This is a genomic window from Glaciibacter sp. 2TAF33 (genome assembly GCF_052114945.1).
GTDB lineage: Bacteria > Actinomycetota > Actinomycetes > Actinomycetales > Microbacteriaceae > Cryobacterium.
The window spans coordinates 36103-51443 of sequence record NZ_JBFRFS010000009.1 but is presented as its reverse complement, the minus strand read 5'-3'; the positions used below and the strand labels follow the sequence as shown (position 1 = coordinate 51443).

Below are 15341 nucleotides of genomic sequence, written 5' to 3'. Positions count from 1 at the left end.
CGGCGCTCAGGCCGGAATGAAGATCAGCACGACCGAGACGACCAGGGCCGCCAGGCCCAGCCCGAGCAGCAGCCACGACAGCAGCCGCAGCGTGCGTTCGCCGTGGCCGACCCTGTCGAAGCGAACCCGGGAGGGGTCGCGCTGGCTGTAGTACAGCCGGATCGGAGCAGACGGGTTGGCCAGGTGGTGGTCATCCGGGTCGAGGAACCGCTCGTGCAGGCCGTGCAGTGACATCCACCGCAGCCGCGTCTTTCCCGCCTCGGTGACCGCCAGTCCGTCCGCCTCGATCCAGCGCCCGCCGAAGGTGCGCATCACCAGCAGCACCAGGAGGCACACCGCGCCGAGCACCAGTCCCACCCACACGAACACCTCGGCGATCAAGCCGATGATGTCCAGAGCGCTTCCCACGAGCCAATGTTATGCCACGCCGCAAATCGTTCCGCCCAGCGAATATCACCGGTCGGGTTGCGGCAGGTCCTCGGGCGCCGCGGTCTTGAACCCGACCAGTTTGTGCGTGCCGTCGCAGAAGGGCTTGATGCTGGACGCCCCGCACCGACACAGCGCAATCGTCTTGCGGTTCTGCGGCCGACGAATCCCATCCGCCGAGAGAATCTCGATCTCGCCGCGCACGAGCAACGGACCGTCAGCGCATTCGACGACTACGACGGGCACCGGCGTCATGTTCTCATTCATGGTCTGCCTTTCCGATTCGGGCCTGCGCGATCGCGAGCATCCGCTGCGGGGTCGCCGCCCGGCGAAGGATTGCATCACCGTAGCGGATGCCACCGGTGGCCCGGGCGAGGACCGCGAGCCAGACGCAGACTGCGCGCTCTCCGAGCCAGAGCGGCGCCCACAGGGCGCTCGTCCACGGCCACACCGCCCTGCCGCCACCCTTCCGCCGCCCACTCTCGGCGAGCGCACACCCCAGGACCGACACCAGCATGAGGCGTCGCGGTTTGAGTGCCGCCCAGGCCAGGAGCGGCAACAGCGACAGTTCCACGGCGAGGCGGGCGGGCTGCGCGAAGTCGTCATAGGCCTGCCGAACTCGCTGGCTGAGGAAGTGCCGAACGCCCGGGCCGACCCGCGGCACGAAGATGTCGTCGGCGCGAAGCTCCCGCCCACCGGCGGCCCGCACGGTGCGTATCAGCTCGAGGTTTTCGAACAGGACGTCCCCGTCGTATCCACCGGCCGCCAGCACAACACCCCGGCGAACCCCGAGCGTGCCGGGGTAGTCCGAGCCCAGGGCCCGATTGAGCAGGGTGCGGGCGGTGTCCCAGCGTGCGTGCCAGGGACGGTCGATGAAGTAGTTCTGCGGGCGCACGACCTCCGCCTCATCGAGCGCCGAGATGACCCGGGCGAGCAGCGCCGCGTCGTACCGCACGTCGTCGTCGGCGATCACCACGCGTTCGTGGGTGGCCAGCTGGAGGCCCGTCATCACCCCGCGGACCTTTCCGTTGCCGCCCGGCCATGTCCCGGGAGCGACGTGCGTCACCAGTCCGCCCCAGGCCACGGCGTGCCGTTGGAAACACACCATTGGGGATCCGTCCACCACGATGACATCGATCCAGCCGCTCAGCGCCCGAAGATACCGCGTGAGTTCGGCGATCCGGTCGTCGTCCGTCCAGCGCAACGGAAGCACATAGTCGGCGTTGAACCGGGCGCTGTGCATCAGCCCGGCGTACCGGACGAAACCGGCAGTGGCACCCGGAGCGAGGATCGACCCGCCGTCCAGGCATCGAGTATGTGCTGGCCTGCCCAGCCGTCGACCGTCAGGCAGGCGCTCGCGCCGAACATGATGTCCTCGAGCAATGCCGGCTCGTCCTCCGCGAGCGATCCAGCCAGGTCCCGTGCGGCGATCTGCTCATGGACGGCATCCGCTTCGACGTGCTCGTCGAAATACCAGGTGACGTCGCTTCCGAAACCGAGTCGGCGGAATCCGTTTCCGTAGAAACGACTGGGGATGGACGATGTCATCTCGAAGGCGGCGAGGTGCCCGGAAATCGCGCCACGGAGCCGGCGGTTGAGCCCGAACATGCTCATCATGTTGAGCGACGCCAGCGTGATGGCGGGCACCTGGTCCACGTAGGCGCCGTACCGGTCGTCGAGGCCGAGGCCGCGCATGGTTCCGGCGTAGATGGCCGAGTGCATCCGCTCGGGGCGGCCGCCGCCGTATTCGTCGGCCTGGATCTCGACCAGTGCAGACTTGGCCCGGCCGGTCAGCCTCGGGATCGCCCAGGAGTGGGGGTCGGCCTCCTTGAGCGTGTAGATCGAACGCTGCACCACGAGCTCACGCACCTGGCCGATGGTCGCGCTGCGCGCGACGTACTTCGACAGGCTCGGGCCGGTGTCCGGTTGCGTGAGTTCGAACAGGGCGCCCGCAACAGATTCGCGGTCTGCCCGTGGCACCGCGGGCATGGGAACGTTCAGTCGCAGTTCACGCTCGAATGCGCCCTCGATGACAAGGCGGGTTGCGACCAGGTCCGGGTGCCATTCCCAGGCATCGTCGGCATCGATGACTGATCCGTAGTGCAACCCGTGGAGCACGAAGAGCGCCAGCTGCAGGTCGTCGTCGCGCACGATGTCGGCCGACCGGGCGACGGCCGACACGACATCTCGCTGGAGTGCTTCGCATTCCAGATGGCCCATTTCGACGGATCGTCGGAGCAACCCGATCAGCCGCTCGCTCACCTCACCGCGGGCACCGAACGGTGGGGCTGAACGCCGCTCCGGGTCACTCAGCGAGACGCTGTCATTCCGCGAATCCATCGCCTAGTTCCTCGCACCTGAGCATCTTCAGGGCGCGCTTCTCGATCTGACGGATGCGTTCCCGCGAGACCCCGAATACCGCCCCGACCTCGTCGAAGGTCATCGGGTCGCCGTCGCCCAGGCCGAAGCGCATCCGGATGATCTCCGCTTCGCGGCTCGGCAATGCGTCGATGCGTTCCCAAAGCAGGTCCTGCCGGATTCGGGCGGTGATGATGTCGATGACGGGGGCGCTGTCGTCATCCTCAATGAGGTCGCCGAACTCGGAGCCAGACTCGTCGCCGATCGGTGTCTGGATAGACACCGGTTCCTGGTCGGCGTCGAGGAGTCGCTTCACCATGCGGGTGGTGTAGCCGGTGAGGCCGGCAAGCTCGTCGACCGTCGGCACCCGGCCGGTGTCGACCTCGAACTCGCGGATCGCCTTACGAACGACGGTGATCTTCTCGCCGGTGTGCACGGGCACCCGGATCAGCCGGCCGGAGTCGGCGATGCCGCGGCTGATCGCCTGGCGAATCCACCAGGTCGCGTAGGTGGAGAACTTGTAGCCCTGCCGGTAGTCGAACTTCTTGACCGCCCGGTCAAGGCCGATGTTGCCTTCCTGGATCAAGTCCATGAAGGGGACGCCGTGACGGACATAGCGTTTGGCGATGGTGACCACCAGCCGGAGATTGGAGCGGACGAAACGGCGGTTGGCAGCCTCCCCCTCCCTGACCAGGAAGCGGAGTTCCTCTGCCACTGTTTCAGACTCGACTCCACGGGCCAGTCGTTCCTGGGCGATCACGCCAACCTCGATGCGGCGGGCAAGTTCGGTCTCGTCCTCCGCCGTCAGGAGCGAGATCTGCCCGATTTTCTGCAAGTAATCCTTGACCGCGTCATCAGTTACTCCCGGCAGCTGGGCGGCGGGACGCGGGGCTAGTGCGGTGATGGACATTCCTGGTCTCCTAGCTCTTCGGTGGTGCTGGTCGATGGTGCTGTGGGTAGTGCCTGGCTCAACCTCGTGGCCCCTATTCGGGTCTGGAGAGAACGTTATCTCTCGTACCCCATTTTTAGATGTAGAACGTTCTCTCTGTCAAGGGGGTACCATGAAAGCCACGATGTCTGATAAAGAGAAACCCAACGCGCGCGAACGTATCCTCCGGGCTGCGTACGACCTCTTCACGCAGCGCGGCGTTCGGGGCGTTCCGGTGGATGAGATCATCCGCACGTCGGGCGTCGCCATCGCCACCTTCTACCGTCATTTCAAGTCAAAGGACGACTTGGTGACGGCGTTCCTCAACCGTCGCGAGAGGGTCTGGACGACCGAGACCATCGTCGCCGTTGCCCGCAGTCGAAGCACCATTCCCCGCGAGCAGATCCTCGCGATTTTCGACGTGTTCGATGAATGGTTCCACCGGCCTGATTTCGAGGGGGACTCGTTCGTGAACGTTCTGATCGAGATGGGCTCGGATCATCCGCTGGGCAAGGCCAGCATCACTCATTTGAACAACGTGCGAAATGAGCTGCGAATCCTCGCCGAACAGGCCGAATTGCGGGACCCTGACGGGTTCGCTCACTCGTACCAGATTTTGATGAAGGGCTCGATCATCGCCGCGACCATGGGGGACGTCACCTCGGCCCGCCGAGCCATGCAAATGGCCGAGTGGCTGGTGGACCACCACACCGCACTCGAAGCCGTCTAGGATTCCTGGACCCGGGCCTAGGCGAACCGTCGAACCGGACGTAGCGTCAAGACATGAGCGACACCACGAATTCCGATGCGGAGCAGGTGCGACGCGACACGGCGTACAGCCCGTCGAGCGAGCGCGAGATGCAAGCCCGCGACGACGAGCCGCAGGGCAGTGCGGCATTGGACGATGAGGACATCAATCCGGACGACGTCAACGTTCTGCCGGGAACCGGTGGTCCCGACGATACCGGCGATGTCGACGTGGACGAGGACGACCTGAATCTTCCGTTCAGTCCGAGCTGAGGAACGCTCCCCTGGCCGAGCGCCCGCTCTTCCATGCAAATGTATGGAATACATCTCCGCCGCGGGTAGTTATTACAACTGGTCGGCACGGCCGGTCACTACGGAAATCGCGGGACACGATCCTGCGGAGAAGGAGACATCATGGGTAACTTCGAAGGCAAGACCGCTCTGGTCACGGGCGGTGGTTCGGGGCTCGGGGAAGCAATCAGCAAGGACCTGGCACAGAACGGCGTCAACGTCGTGGTTGTGGACCTGAATCTCGACGGGGCGACCCGCGTCGCCAACGAGATCACCGCCGCGGGCGGCACCGCCGTTCCATTCCAGGCGAACACGGCGGTTGCCGAAGACAGCAAGAAGGCCGTCGACTTCGCCCTCGAAACCTATGGTGCGCTCAACTACGCGGTGAACAACGCCGGGATCGGTGGCGCCAACGCCCCCGTCGGCGACGTCGACCTCGAGGACTGGGACCGCGTCATCGCAATCAACCTGAGCGGCGTGCTCTACGGCATGCGCTACCAGATCCCGGCGATCCTCGCCGCCGGCGCCTCCGAGGGCGCCATCGTCAACATGGCGTCGATCCACGGCACCGTCGCCGCTCCTGGCAACGCCGCCTACACGGCCGCCAAGCACGGCGTCGTGGGCCTCACCAAGAACGCGGCCGCCGAATACGGAGCCCAGGGCTTGCGCGTCAATGCGGTCGGCCCCGGCTACATCGAAACGCCGCTGCTGGTGTCCGCGCCGGAAGAGGTACTCAACGGGCTGTCGGCAAAGCATCCGCTCGGCCGCCTGGGGCAGCCGGAAGAGATCGCGAACGTCACAACGTTCCTGCTCTCCGACAAGGCCAGCTTCATGACCGGCTCGTACGTGCTCGTTGACGGCGGTTACACCACCGTCTAGGCACCCTGTGTGTGAATCGGCCACCCCTCGGGGTGGCCTTTTCGCTGCGAACACCCGCGACGGCGTAGGTCAGGCCGGGGCCCCGCGAGCATGAAGAGGGTCGGAGCCTGCATCCCGACACGCTGGAAGAAGGCGACGTCGCTTAAGTTGTCGTGGTCGGCGGGGTGGTGAACTCGCTGCCGGCCGCGATCCACCGTGCGAAGACCCCCTGCTTCCGTTCCACAGGAGGGAAGCTGGGCTCTGGACGTGGCGGTACCGGTGGGATTTGAACCCTGGTTCGTACCCGCGAAACTCAACGGATTGGGGCCACTTCCGCGGAAGATCAAGCAAGTTGGTATCCCGGCATCTCATTGAATCGCGTTGTATCTTCCTCAGTTGTAGTCAAGATGTTGTGACGCCAGCGTTCGGGGGACGGGTCCGATCACGCCTCCGAGATGGTGAACGACTCGTCCCGCTGGTCCATCTCGGGAGACGACTGATAGGTGGTGGCACCGCTGTCCATGGCGTCGATCTTCCCAAGCTCGTCCGTGGAGAGCGGGAAGTCGAAGATGTCCAAGTTCTCCGCATCGCCCGGGGCGGCACTCTCGTTACAGTGTTTGACGACCACGGGCGCCCAGCTCGGTGATGCCGTGACCGAACCGGAACAGCGGATCGGCCGTGTCGAAGGGCACATCGGGCCGCGCCGCCTCGACCGCCGCCATCGACCGGGGGAGGTCGAAGGGAAGATGACCCTGGGGGGCGAATCGTCCGGTCAACACGTCGAGAAGCGCATCGGCGCTCGCTCCCCAGTTCACCGTGACGGCGGCTGCGACCGTGGCGATCGGTTCGATGATGGCCGGCCGATCGGCGTAGACGTCGACGATGATCGGCGCGTGCTTCGCGAGATCGCGGAGGTGATCGACCAACTCGTCCGGGAACGCCAACGAGCCGGAATGGAACATGCTCTCGAAAATCGTGGGCCGCTGCTCGAACGGGGCCTTCAGGCGCACGATGATCGCGTCCGCTTCCTGCGGCGTCGGCACGAACACGCCGTACCCGCCGAGGCCATCCGGCTCGATTCCCTCGACGTACAACCGCGAGGCGACAGAGAGGGGCAGCGTCGGCGAATCGAGGGATCCGTTGGTCAGCACGGTGATGGATGCGCGCTGCGCTCGTTCACCAGCGGCACGGAACTCCGGATTCCCGACGATCCCGTCCGCCGCAGCGGCATCGACGTACGGCATCTCGAACAGGCCTAGCTCGAACTTCTCACGGAGGATGCGACGTGCGCACTCGTCGAGGCGGGACTCGGGGATCTCCCCCGAGACGACAAGGTCGACCAACAGCTCCGGACAGGCCTCGCCACCGAACTGATCGGCACCCGCGTCGATGACCTTCTTCATCCTCTCGCGCGAGCTCAGGTGCTCGACTCCCCACGCACGAGCCGGGAAAGCGTGACCGAAGATCTCGTGGTCGCTCAGCAGCCCCCAGTCGGTGCAGACGATTCCGTCGAATCCGAACCGTTCGCGCAGCAGTCCGGTGATCACGGACTTATTGAACCCGAATCCGACTTCCTCGTATTCGGTTCCGACGGGCATGCCGTAGTAGGGCATCATCTGACGTGTCCCGGCGGCGATGAGCTTTTCGAAGGGTTCGAGGTGGACCTCGAATGCGTTGCCGGGGTAGACCTGCTCTCGACCGTAGGGAAAGTGGGGGTCTTCGCCGTCCTGCTGGGGGCCACCGCCCGGGAAGTGCTTCGTCATCGTCGAGACGGATCCGCGACCGAACGAGGCGCCCTGGAATCCCCGCACGTACGCCGAACCCAAGCGCCCGGTGAGTTCTGCGTCCTCGCCGAAGGTCGCCACCTGGCGTGACCAGCGCGGTTCGGTGGCCAAATCGACCTGGGGGTGCAGGGCGACCCGCAGTCCGACGGCCACATACTCCTGGCGAGCGATGTCGCCGAACCGCTCCACAAGCTCCTCATCGCCGATCGCCGCCAGTCCGAGCGGCTCGGGCCACTGTGAGAACGGTCCAGCCATCATCGCCGTGCCGGGATTGTCGGTGAACGAGTGCCGCGGATCGGTCGACACAGTCACGGGGATCCCCAGACGGGTCGAGGCGGCCACCTCCTGCAGGGCGTTGTGCCACTCGGCCATCTCGCGAGCGCTGGCGGAACCGCCTACCAGGTTGAAATGCGACATGTGCCGCCACTCGACCAAATCGACGGGAGCAGGAGTCCCGAAGACCGGGTTCGGCTCCGTGAGGTCACCGATTCCGATCATGCTGTGGAAGCAGAGGCCGGCCTTCTCCTCGATCGTCATCGCGCTCAGGAGCACTTGGATGCGCTCGCCGGTCGGGAGGTCGGCGTTCAACCAAGGCCGAGCTGCGTTGTGTTCGGTCGATGTCACGTCAGTCCTTCACAGCCGTTCGAAGACGGCGGCGAGAGCTTGGCCGCCACCGATGCACATGGCCGTAGCGGGTGAGCAGGGAGTCGTCGCCGCGGTACCGCGCCGACAGCGAGCGGCCGGGCAACGCGACGTCGGCGATCGCCGAGTTGAGCCCTTTGGCGCCGGTCGGCGGCACGATGTGCCCCGCGTCGCCGACCAGGAGCAGCCGGTCGTGCTCCAGCGTCGACGCCCGAAGCTGCGCATCGGGGTGATCGACTTCTCGGTGATCGTGTCCTCGTGCAGCGTCCAGCCGTCGACGCCGAGCCGGGTCGGCAGCTGCCCCCAGATCCGGTCGTCCGGCCACTCGTCGATCGACTCGGACGGGTCGACCTGCAGGTACAGCCGGGGGGCGCGAGCGATCGAATCGAGTGCATGGCAAAGCCGTAGGGGTGGAGCGCGTAGATTAATTCGTCCGTGGGCGGCGCCACATCGGCCAGGATGCCGAGCCAGGCGTACGGGTAGCCCCGCTCGAGCGCAGTCACACCCGGGATGGCCGGCCGGCTCACGCCGTGGTAGCCGTCAGCGCCGACGACGAAGTCGCAGTCGATCCGCTCGCCCTCGACGGTGGTGACGTAGGGGGCGCCCGAGTCGATGCAGCGCGGAGCGACGCCTTCGACCTCGAAGCGGACGTCGGAGCCGAGCCTGTCGTGCTCGGCCAGCAGGTGATTCACCAGCGCCTGCTGCCCGTACACCGTGACCGTGCGCCCGACCAGGTCGACGAAGTCGATGCGGCGGCGCTGCCCCTCGTACTTCAGGTAGATGCCGTGGTGGGTCAGCCCTCGCGTATCGAGGCCGGCGTCGAGGCCCAGCTCGCGGAGGGTGTCGACCGAGCCCTGCTCCAGCACTCCCGCACGGATGCGGCCGAGCACGTACTCGCGGCTCTTCTGCTCCAGGATGACGAAGCCGATCCTGGCCCGTTGCAGGATGTGGCCGAGGAGGAGCCCCGCTGGACCTGCTCCGATGATGGCGACCTGGGTGCGCATGGTTCTCCGGGTCCGTTCAGCGGGCGTCGGCGGCGACGGCAGGCGGCCCGCCGGCGGCGGACGACTCGAGGGCGGCGAAGGTCTCGGCGACCCAGTCGGCGATGATCCCCGCGACGTACGGCATGTTGTCGATCGAGATGTGCTCGGTGCCGCCCTCCGGGTCGTCGAAGATCCGCAGCTCGCGCCGAGGGCTGTTGACCGCCTGTTCGTAGGTCTCGTGGGCATAGCGGACGGGGATCTGCCGATCGCCCGCGCCGTGCGCGATGAGCAGCGGAACGGTGATCTTCTCGGCCACGCCGTTCAGGTGCATCCCCCGGGTCTTCTCGATGAACTCGTCCATGTCGTGCACGCCCCACACCCAGAACACATGGTCCCAGTAGTGCGGCACGGGGTTCTCGCCCTCCCGATTCCGTCGCGCCTCCTGCACAGCTGCCCAGTTATGGTTGGCCCCCCAGGCCACCGCGAGCGCGAGGCGCTTCTCGAAGGCCGCCGCCCGCGGGGCGTAGTGGCCGCCGAGCGACCAGCCGACGATGCCGACCTGTTCGGGGTCCGCGCCGAGCTCCTCGGCGTTCGCCTCGATCCAGTCGATGATCGCCGCCGCCCATACCTCCGTGTCGTAGCGTGCCGTCAGACCCCGCAAGCGCAGCGCCTCCCCCGAACCGGGAGTGTCGATCATGAGGGTCGAGATGCCGCGCTCGGCCAGCATCTTCGGGAACCCGGAGTAGAACATCATCTCCTTGGTGGAGTCGAGGCCGTTCCACTGGATGATGACGGGATGCGGCCCGTCGCCCGGAGCGCGGTAGAAGTACCCCGGCAGCGACGAGCCCTCGTAGGGGACCTCCACCCGAGTGAGCGGGATGTCGCTCAGCTCCACGTGCTTCAGCAGCAGGTCGATCGACTTCTGGTAGGCGGCGTTGCGTCCCTCCCACCGCGGTGACTGCAGGCGCTCGGCCTGCGAGGTGTACAGCGACGCTCGGTAGTACGTCTCCCCCGCGCCGATCCGGCGGCCCGCGGCCTCGTCGGCCTGCGCCTTCGCCACCAGGCGGTCGGCGACGGCCTCCCACGAGGCGTACAGCTCGGCGGTGCCGGCGTCGTCGCCGTTCTGCGACGCGAGCAGCACCGGCTTGCACGCCCGGTCGACCTCGTCGATGAAGCCGCCGTTGTTGAGGGTGGCGACGACGGCCAGGCTCCAGACGTAGTTGGTGGGGAAGTACATGAACACGAGGGGCTCCTTACTTACTGCGAAACGTGCTGCGCACCGGCCGCAATGCGGTCGGCGAGGTATTTGGCCCCGGCGGAGGAGGCGAATCCTCCATCGACCGGGAGGTCGGCGCCGGAGAGGTAGCGGGACGCGTCCGAGATCAGGAAGACGGCGAGCCCGGCGACGTCGTCGGCCTCCCCGAGACGTCCGAGGGGCGTCAGCTCGAGCTGCGCCTCCCGCATCGCCTCCGGAGCGTTTGCGGTCATGTCGGTCTCGATGAAGCCGGGATGGACGGTGTTCACCCGGATGCCGCGCGGGCCGTACTCCGTGGCCGCGACGCGTGACAGCCCACGGAGACCCCACTTGGAGGCCGTGTACGCCGCCGTATAGTGACCGGTGAGTCCGGCGACCGAGCCGACGTTCACGATCGACGAGCCGTCGCCCATGAGCGGCGCGAGGGCGCGCATCCCGAGCATCGGACCGGTCAGGTTGACCGCGAGCACCCGGTCCCAGTCCGCGCGCTCGGTCCGGCCGATACCGGCGCGGTAGGTGACGCCCGCGTTGTTAATCAGGCCGTGGAGGGGGACACCGCCCAGGGTCTGCGCGAGCTCGCCGGCGAGCTCTGCCCACGCTTCCTCGTCCGTCACGTCGAGGTGGCGGAAAGCGATGCGGTCGCCCACCGCGCCGTCGGGTTCGACGACATCGGTCGCGACCACCTGCGCGCCGAGCTCCGCGAGCATCCGCGCCTCGGCAGCGCCCTGACCGCGGGCGGCGCCGGTGACGACGACGGTCGTGCCGCCGAGCCGGGCGAACGCGTCGAAGAGGGAGGAGCTCATCGCGCGACCTGCTCCTCGCGGCTCCGGTGTCGCGAGCGCTCGCGCGCACGGGGCAGCTCGGGCACAGGGACGGGTGCGCCGACCGGTCCCACCAGCTCGCCGATGCCCTCCACCAGCATCCGCACCGTGTCGCCGTCGGTCAGCGGGGGCGGAGCGAGCTCGCCGCGGCGACCCCACAGCTCGGCCAGGCAGCCGCCATTGCCGGTCGTTCCGGAGCCGAGCACATCGCCGGGAACGACCCGAGAGTTGCGAGAGGCGTAGGCGACCAGCTCCGGGAACGGCCACCCCATGTTCGAGACGAGGTCGTGCCCGATGCGCTCGTCGTTGACGTACACCTCGGCACGGATCGCGAGGAAGCCGTCCTCGTCGAGGAACGGCTCGAACTCGTCGGCGGTCACGATCCACGGGCCCAGGCTCATCCCGAAGTCCTTGCCCTTCGCCGGGCCCAGCCGCACCTTCATCTCGCGCGACTGCAGGTCGCGGGCCGACCAGTCGTTCATGATCGTGTAGCCGAAGATCACCCCGGCTGCGTCCCCGGCGGTCAGGTTCGCGCCGTCGACACCGGGTGCGCCGCCGATGACCGCCGCGATCTCCAGTTCGAAGTCGAGCCGCGCGCTGACGGGAGGCCGCAACTGCTCGCCGGGGCCGAGAACCGTGTGCGGGTTGGTGAAGTAGAAGGTCGGCGCCTGGTACCACTCTGGCACGACCTCGCTCTTGCCGTCCACGGAAGCGCTCACGCCCTCGACGTGCTCCTCGAAGGCGACAAAATCGCGGATCGACGCGGGGACGAGCGGCGCGAGCAGCCTCACGTCGCCCAACACGCTGCCGTCGTCATCACGCGCGCGGGCGAACAGCGCGTGCGCTTGCGCCAGCCCATGCGCGAGTACGTCGCTCACGGTCAGCGAATCCGGGAAGGGAACAACCCGGTCCCCGATCACGAACCCTTCTGCCACAGCCCCGTCGGCCGACCAGCGCGCGATCCTCATGCCGGCTCCGCCATCCTGTGCGATATGCCGAAGATGAGTCCGGCGGCGTCGGCCTCCCTGTCGTGGTCGATCTGCCATTGGCCGAGCTGCACGGAGGCGTCGACCACGGCCTGTGCGCGCGGCAGGCGACGGGCGTGGAATTCGTCCCAGAGGGCGTCGTCCACCGTGTCGGCCGCGAGCAGCAGCTCGGTCAGCACGACCGCATCCTCCAGCGCCTGCGCCGCGCCCTGCGCGATCGTGGGCGGGCAGGTGTGGGCGGCGTCGCCGATCACCACTGAGTGCCCGCGGTTCCACGGGGCAGGCACGATGTGCTGCGTGAACCAGGTGTAGTTGACCTTCGCGCCCGCCTGCAGGTCGGCGCGGATGTCGTTCCACGGACCGCCGTAGGCCTGCGACTCCGCGAGCATCAGCGCGACCGCCTCCTCGTCGGTGAGGCCGACCCGCTCCTGCGCCGGCTCGACGAGGAACGCGTACATCGTGTCCTCTCCGGTGGGCGTGTAGCCCGCGATGTACACCGGCCCGCCGTAGTACAGCTCGCTGTGCTCGACCGAGGCCGGGCGCGAGACGAACGACCGCCAGATGCCCATACCGGTCGGCTGCGGTTTGGTGGCGATGCCGATCAGCTCGCGAACGGCCGAGTTGAGCCCGTCGGCGCCGACCAGGAGGTCGTAGGTGCCCGCGGGCGAGCCGTCGACTTCTACTGCGACGCCGTCGGCGGTATCTGCGACGCCTGTGACCTTCGTGCCGAACCGGACGTTCGCGCCGGCTGCGACTGCGTGGTCCAGCAGGATGCGCGCGAGGTCGGGACGGTACATGCCGCCGGTCGCCGGGAAGTCAGGGCCGCCCGTTTTCACCTCGGGCAGCTCGGCCACCACGGGGGCGTCCGGCCCCGGCGCCCGCAGCGTCAGCCCTTCGAAGAAGTAGCCCTTCGCCTGAACGTCGACCCAGGCGCCGAGCGCGGCGAGGGCGCGCAGCGCGTTGCCCTGCAGGGTGATGCCCGAGCCGAGCGAGCTCAACTCGGGCTTGGACTCGAAGACGTCGACCTCGACACCCCCCTGTGCGAGCTGGATGGCGGTGGCCAGACCCGCGACACCGCTTCCGGCGATGGCGACCTTCGTGACGGCGGTCATAAAGAACCTCTCTGTTCTTCTGGACGCGCTGCCGGGCGGAGAGCCCGCTACAGCAGCGCGATGGGGTTGATCGGCGACCCGACGGCCGCCGTGATCGGCAGCGGCGCGGCCGAGAGGAGGAAATCGTATCTCCCGAGCCGCGCACACTCCGACGCGAGCTCCTCCAGGTCCCACATCTCCCCGATGGTGAGCCCGATGTTCGGGATGACGACCTGATGCAGCGGCTGGAACGCCGGCACATCGAACTCGTTCGGCCGCACCTCGAAGCCCCAGGTGTCGGTCGCGATCGCGGCGATCCCGGTGTCGTGAAGCCAGCCTGCGGTGGTCAGCGAGAGGCCGGGGGCCGGTCCCCCGGCGTACTCGCCCCACCCGTCCCGGCGCACGCGAGCGAGCTGGCCGGTTCGCACCAGGACGATGTCTCCGGTGCCCACCGCGCTCGTCGCGCCCTGCGCCTCAACGCACGAGCGGAGGTCGGCGGCCGTGATCGCGTAACCGTCCTCCAGCTCAGCGGACCCGGGGCGGAGGTGCAGGCCAAGATCGAGGAGCACCCCGCGCGAGACGATCACGGAGGCCGCGTGCTCGATGCCCGTGACCAGGTCACCGTCGCTCGTGACGACGTCGCCCGCTCGGCGGCCGTTCCAGGCGTAGCCGTGGTCGAAGATGTGACCCAGCCCGTCCCACTGCGTCGAGCACTGCAGCGGCATCGCGATCACGTCGTCGGCGCCGCCGAGCCCGTGCGGGAACCCCTGGGTGCCGCGCTCGGCGTCCGTGCCGGTGTCGAGCATGGTGTGCACCGGATTGGTGCGCCGGCGCCAGCCCTTCTGCGGGCCGTTCATGTCGAACGACTGCGCCAGGGAGATCGTCAGACCCTCGCGGACGAGGGCGGCGGCGTCGGCCCGCTTGGCGGCGTCGATGAAGTTGAGCGTCCCCAGCACGTCGTCCTCACCCCACCGGCCCCAGTTACGGCAGGCCTCTACCCTCGCCGCGATCTCGCCCTCCGGGTCCTGACGGTCCAGGTCGGCCGGGTCCTCGCTCGGTGCCGCCATCGTCAGCCGCGACCCTGCACGGCGTACGGGTTGAGCAGCGCGGCCTTGATCTCCTCGGGCACGCCCTCCTCGGTCGCGCTCGGCCCGTCGGCGGCCGGGAACGACTCCGTCATCGACATCGGCATGGCGCCGTTCCGGTAAAAGTTACTCGATCCCAGCGAAGGCTTCCACGTATTGGGCTGCCAGTCGGGCACGTAGTTCCGGTACCCGCCGGTGTTCAGCTCGATGCGCAGCGTCGACGGCTCACGGTAGTAGAGGAACGTCTGCTCGCCGATTCCGTGGATGGAGGGGCCGTACTCGATCGGAACGCCATTCTCCATCAGGGTGTCGGCCGCGATGAGGAGCTCCTCGTAGGTGTCGACCCAGAACGCGTAGTGATTGACGCGTCCGGCGCGGGTCGAACCGTCGAGTACGACGCCGAGGTCGTGCGACTTCTCGTTCGTGGTGAGCACCGAGAAGATCGAGATGGGCGCCTCATCGAGCACGGTTCGGGCCATGATGCGGAAGCCGAGCACGTCGTTGTACCAGGCGGCGAACCCGTCGACGTCGCTGGTCGCGATCGTGACGTGGTCGAGCTGGCGCGGGGCGCCGGCGACCTTGCTGCGTTTCTCGGGGCGGTCCGGGTAGATCGATGCGACGTGGCCGGGAGCCTGGTGGCGGGTGACGTCCCAGTGCAGGGTCATCGAGTGGCCCCAGGGACCGGTGAAGCGGTAGGCGCGGCCGATGGCGGGCACGTCGTCGAGCCATTCGCCCTCGATGCCGGCGGCTTCGACGCGCTTGGCTGCCTCCTCGAGCGCCTCGGCGCTCGACGTGCGCCAGGCCATGGTCGCGAGCGTCGGCTCGGTGCCGGGCGAGACGACGACCGCGTACGCGTAGTAGTCGCCCCAGCAGCGGAGGTACACGGCTCCGTCGACGCGGTCGACGACGGTCAGACCGACCTGTTCCTCGTAGAACTTCACGGACGCCTCGACATCCGGGGACGTGATCTCCACGTAAGACAAGTGGGAGAGAAGCTTGATCATCCTTGATCCTTTCTAGATGGGCCGAATGTGATGCCCGGTCTCTACTTTCAAGGCAGCGTCCAGATCAGGGAACCGCGTATCG

At 67.5% G+C, this 15341-nt stretch carries 17 protein-coding genes; 3 read left to right on the top strand and 14 right to left on the bottom strand.

Annotated elements, in window-relative coordinates; translation table 11 throughout:
- Positions 1–6: 6 nt before the first annotated feature.
- From AB4Y94_RS10865 to AB4Y94_RS10845, 5 genes are all read right to left on the bottom strand, one after another.
- The gene (locus AB4Y94_RS10865; RefSeq protein ID WP_441727838.1) at positions 7–408 is read right to left on the bottom strand and encodes a hypothetical protein; all 402 of its coding nucleotides are present in this window, start codon (positions 406–408) and stop codon (positions 7–9) included.
- Between the two features lie 45 nt (positions 409–453).
- Positions 454–693, bottom strand: a complete 240-nt coding sequence (locus tag AB4Y94_RS10860) for a CDGSH iron-sulfur domain-containing protein (RefSeq protein ID WP_441727837.1) — start codon at positions 691–693, stop codon at positions 454–456.
- Positions 686–1669 carry a glycosyltransferase gene (locus AB4Y94_RS10855; RefSeq protein WP_441727836.1) on the bottom strand — a complete coding sequence of 328 codons (984 nt, stop codon included), beginning with the start codon at positions 1667–1669 and terminating at the stop codon, positions 686–688. Before AB4Y94_RS10855 ends, AB4Y94_RS10860 begins: the two co-directional genes overlap by 8 nt.
- On the bottom strand, positions 1669–2646 hold the full coding sequence (locus tag AB4Y94_RS10850) for an iron-containing redox enzyme family protein (protein WP_441727985.1): 978 nt from the start codon (positions 2644–2646) through the stop codon (positions 1669–1671). Before AB4Y94_RS10850 ends, AB4Y94_RS10855 begins: the two co-directional genes overlap by 1 nt.
- Before the next feature lie 103 nt (positions 2647–2749).
- On the bottom strand, positions 2750–3694 hold the full coding sequence (locus tag AB4Y94_RS10845; RefSeq protein ID WP_441727835.1) for a sigma-70 family RNA polymerase sigma factor: 945 nt from the start codon (positions 3692–3694) through the stop codon (positions 2750–2752).
- Between the two features lie 163 nt (positions 3695–3857).
- Here AB4Y94_RS10845 and AB4Y94_RS10840 point away from each other — a divergent pair, with 163 nt between their 5' ends.
- The 3 genes from AB4Y94_RS10840 to AB4Y94_RS10830 all read left to right on the top strand — a co-directional run bounded on the left by AB4Y94_RS10840 (position 3858) and on the right by AB4Y94_RS10830 (position 5629).
- Positions 3858–4442 carry a TetR/AcrR family transcriptional regulator gene (locus AB4Y94_RS10840; RefSeq protein WP_441727834.1) on the top strand — a complete coding sequence of 195 codons (585 nt, stop codon included), beginning with the start codon at positions 3858–3860 and terminating at the stop codon, positions 4440–4442.
- A gap of 53 nt (positions 4443–4495) precedes the next feature.
- Positions 4496–4732, top strand: coding sequence for a hypothetical protein (locus AB4Y94_RS10835; RefSeq protein ID WP_441727833.1), 237 nt, complete (start codon positions 4496–4498; stop codon positions 4730–4732).
- A 141-nt stretch (positions 4733–4873) separates the two neighbouring features.
- The gene (locus AB4Y94_RS10830) at positions 4874–5629 is read left to right on the top strand and encodes an SDR family NAD(P)-dependent oxidoreductase (protein ID WP_441727832.1); all 756 of its coding nucleotides are present in this window, start codon (positions 4874–4876) and stop codon (positions 5627–5629) included.
- Positions 5630–6050: 421 nt separating this feature from the next.
- Here AB4Y94_RS10830 and AB4Y94_RS10825 read toward each other — a convergent pair whose 3' ends face one another.
- Genes AB4Y94_RS10825 through AB4Y94_RS10785 form a run of 9 tightly spaced genes read right to left on the bottom strand, consistent with a single transcriptional unit; the run spans position 6051 to position 15259 of the window.
- Positions 6051–6185, bottom strand: a complete 135-nt coding sequence (locus AB4Y94_RS10825; protein ID WP_441727831.1) for a hypothetical protein — start codon at positions 6183–6185, stop codon at positions 6051–6053.
- Positions 6186–6216: 31 nt separating this feature from the next.
- Positions 6217–8016, bottom strand: coding sequence for a glycoside hydrolase family 3 protein (locus AB4Y94_RS10820; protein WP_441727830.1), 1800 nt, complete (start codon positions 8014–8016; stop codon positions 6217–6219).
- On the bottom strand, positions 8013–9038 hold the full coding sequence (locus tag AB4Y94_RS10815; protein WP_441727829.1) for an FAD-dependent monooxygenase: 1026 nt from the start codon (positions 9036–9038) through the stop codon (positions 8013–8015). Before AB4Y94_RS10815 ends, AB4Y94_RS10820 begins: the two co-directional genes overlap by 4 nt.
- A 16-nt stretch (positions 9039–9054) precedes the next feature.
- Positions 9055–10254: an alpha/beta hydrolase family protein gene (locus tag AB4Y94_RS10810; protein WP_441727984.1), complete on the bottom strand. Its 1200-nt coding sequence runs from the start codon at positions 10252–10254 to the stop codon at positions 9055–9057.
- A gap of 20 nt (positions 10255–10274) precedes the next feature.
- Positions 10275–11075 (bottom strand): SDR family NAD(P)-dependent oxidoreductase, encoded by an 801-nt coding sequence (locus tag AB4Y94_RS10805; protein ID WP_441727828.1) that lies wholly within the window; start codon positions 11073–11075, stop codon positions 10275–10277.
- Positions 11072–12061 (bottom strand): fumarylacetoacetate hydrolase family protein, encoded by a 990-nt coding sequence (locus AB4Y94_RS10800; protein ID WP_441727827.1) that lies wholly within the window; start codon positions 12059–12061, stop codon positions 11072–11074. Before AB4Y94_RS10800 ends, AB4Y94_RS10805 begins: the two co-directional genes overlap by 4 nt.
- Positions 12058–13191 carry an FAD-dependent monooxygenase gene (locus AB4Y94_RS10795; RefSeq protein ID WP_441727826.1) on the bottom strand — a complete coding sequence of 378 codons (1134 nt, stop codon included), beginning with the start codon at positions 13189–13191 and terminating at the stop codon, positions 12058–12060. Before AB4Y94_RS10795 ends, AB4Y94_RS10800 begins: the two co-directional genes overlap by 4 nt.
- Positions 13192–13238: 47 nt before the next feature.
- Positions 13239–14237 carry a cyclase family protein gene (locus AB4Y94_RS10790; RefSeq protein ID WP_441727825.1) on the bottom strand — a complete coding sequence of 333 codons (999 nt, stop codon included), beginning with the start codon at positions 14235–14237 and terminating at the stop codon, positions 13239–13241.
- 2 nt (positions 14238–14239) lie between these two features.
- The gene (locus AB4Y94_RS10785; RefSeq protein WP_441727824.1) at positions 14240–15259 is read right to left on the bottom strand and encodes a VOC family protein; all 1020 of its coding nucleotides are present in this window, start codon (positions 15257–15259) and stop codon (positions 14240–14242) included.
- Between the last annotated feature and the right edge of the window lie 82 nt (positions 15260–15341).

Bases quoted from the DNA above. Each gene is read 5' to 3' on its own strand.
- AB4Y94_RS10860 (WP_441727837.1), bottom strand. From the start codon at position 693: ATGAATGAGAACATGACGCCGGTGCCCGTCGTAGTCGTCGAATGCGCT.
- AB4Y94_RS10855 (WP_441727836.1), bottom strand. From the start codon at position 1,669: ATGCACAGCGCCCGGTTCAACGCCGACTATGTGCTTCCGTTGCGCTGG.
- AB4Y94_RS10850 (WP_441727985.1), bottom strand. From the start codon at position 2,646: ATGGGCCATCTGGAATGCGAAGCACTCCAGCGAGATGTCGTGTCGGCC.
- AB4Y94_RS10845 (WP_441727835.1), bottom strand. From the start codon at position 3,694: ATGTCCATCACCGCACTAGCCCCGCGTCCCGCCGCCCAGCTGCCGGGA.
- AB4Y94_RS10840 (WP_441727834.1), top strand. From the start codon at position 3,858: ATGTCTGATAAAGAGAAACCCAACGCGCGCGAACGTATCCTCCGGGCT.
- AB4Y94_RS10835 (WP_441727833.1), top strand. From the start codon at position 4,496: ATGAGCGACACCACGAATTCCGATGCGGAGCAGGTGCGACGCGACACG.
- AB4Y94_RS10830 (WP_441727832.1), top strand. From the start codon at position 4,874: ATGGGTAACTTCGAAGGCAAGACCGCTCTGGTCACGGGCGGTGGTTCG.
- AB4Y94_RS10815 (WP_441727829.1), bottom strand. From the start codon at position 9,038: ATGCGCACCCAGGTCGCCATCATCGGAGCAGGTCCAGCGGGGCTCCTC.
- AB4Y94_RS10810 (WP_441727984.1), bottom strand. From the start codon at position 10,254: ATGTACTTCCCCACCAACTACGTCTGGAGCCTGGCCGTCGTCGCCACC.
- AB4Y94_RS10805 (WP_441727828.1), bottom strand. From the start codon at position 11,075: ATGAGCTCCTCCCTCTTCGACGCGTTCGCCCGGCTCGGCGGCACGACC.
- AB4Y94_RS10800 (WP_441727827.1), bottom strand. From the start codon at position 12,061: ATGAGGATCGCGCGCTGGTCGGCCGACGGGGCTGTGGCAGAAGGGTTC.
- AB4Y94_RS10795 (WP_441727826.1), bottom strand. From the start codon at position 13,191: ATGACCGCCGTCACGAAGGTCGCCATCGCCGGAAGCGGTGTCGCGGGT.
- AB4Y94_RS10790 (WP_441727825.1), bottom strand. From the start codon at position 14,237: ATGGCGGCACCGAGCGAGGACCCGGCCGACCTGGACCGTCAGGACCCG.
- AB4Y94_RS10785 (WP_441727824.1), bottom strand. From the start codon at position 15,259: ATGATCAAGCTTCTCTCCCACTTGTCTTACGTGGAGATCACGTCCCCG.